General features: G+C 59.8%; 1 rRNA gene. It reads left to right on the plus strand.

From position 1 onward, the window contains the following. Positions 1-1,560 (plus strand): 16S ribosomal RNA (locus C8P63_RS18525). Positions 1,561-1,605 lie beyond the last annotated feature (45 nt).

Here is a 1,605-nt window from a genome sequence, read left to right on the forward strand (position 1 = left end):
GGAGAGTTTGATCCTGGCTCAGGACGAACGCTGGCGGCGTGCCTAATACATGCAAGTCGAGCGGAGGAAGCCGACGGATCCCTTCGGGGTGACGTTGGTGGAATCAGCGGCGGACGGGTGAGTAACACGTGGGCAACCTGCCCGCAAGACCGGGATAACTCCGGGAAACCGGGGCTAATACCGGATAGGACATTCCCTTGCATGAGGGGGTGTGGAAAGGCGGCCTTTTGGCTGTCACTTGCGGATGGGCCCGCGGCGCATTAGCTTGTTGGTGAGGTAACGGCTCACCAAGGCGACGATGCGTAGCCGACCTGAGAGGGTGACCGGCCACACTGGGACTGAGACACGGCCCAGACTCCTGCGGGAGGCAGCAGTAGGGAATTTTCCGCAATGGGCGAAAGCCTGACGGAGCAACGCCGCGTGAGTGAGGACGGCCTTCGGGTTGTAAAGCTCTGTTCTGCGGGAAGAACGACGGCCGGGTGAAGAATCCGGCCGGGTGACGGTACCGCAGAAGAAAGCCCCGGCTAACTACGTGCCAGCAGCCGCGGTAATACGTAGGGGGCAAGCGTTGTCCGGAATTATTGGGCGTAAAGCGCGCGCAGGCGGCCTGTTAAGTCGGGTGTGAAAGACCACGGCTCAACCGTGGGGGTGCATTCGAAACTGGCAGGCTTGAGTGCAGGAGAGGAGAGCGGAATTCCCGGTGTAGCGGTGGAATGCGTAGAGATCGGGAGGAACACCAGTGGCGAAGGCGGCTCTCTGGCCTGTGACTGACGCTGAGGCGCGAAAGCGTGGGGAGCGAACAGGATTAGATACCCTGGTAGTCCACGCCGTAAACGATGAGTGCTAGGTGTTGGGGGTATCACGCCCTCTGTGCCGAAGGTAACCCAATAAGCACTCCGCCTGGGGAGTACGGCCGCAAGGCTGAAACTCAAAGGAATTGACGGGGGCCCGCACAAGCGGTGGAGCATGTGGTTTAATTCGAAGCAACGCGAAGAACCTTACCAGGGCTTGACATCCCGCTGACCGGCGTAGAGATACGCCTTCCCTTCGGGGCAGCGGTGACAGGTGGTGCATGGTTGTCGTCAGCTCGTGTCGTGAGATGTTGGGTTCAGTCCCGCAACGAGCGCAACCCCTATCGTCAGTTGCCAGCACTTCGGGTGGGCACTCTGGCGAGACAGCCGGTGAAAGCCGGAGGAAGGTGGGGATGACGTCAAATCATCATGCCCCTTATGTCCTGGGCTACACACGTGCTACAATGGCCGGTACAACGGGCAGCGAACCCGCGAGGGGGAGCCAATCCCAAAAAACCGGTCTCAGTTCGGATCGCAGGCTGCAACTCGCCTGCGTGAAGCTGGAATCGCTAGTAATCGCGGATCAGCATGCCGCGGTGAATACGTTCCCGGGCCTTGTACACACCGCCCGTCACACCACGAGAGTCTGCAACACCCGAAGTCGGTGAGGGAACCCTTTGGGACCCAGCCGCCGAAGGTGGGGCAGATGATTGGGGTGAAGTCGTAACAAGGTATCCCTACCGGAAGGTGGGGATGGATCACCTCCTTTCTACGGAGTATCTTTGGATACAAATGAACGAACCATTCATACGGG

The organism is Melghirimyces profundicolus (genome assembly GCF_003054245.1).
Classification (GTDB): Bacteria; Bacillota; Bacilli; order Thermoactinomycetales; family DSM-45169; genus Melghirimyces; species Melghirimyces profundicolus.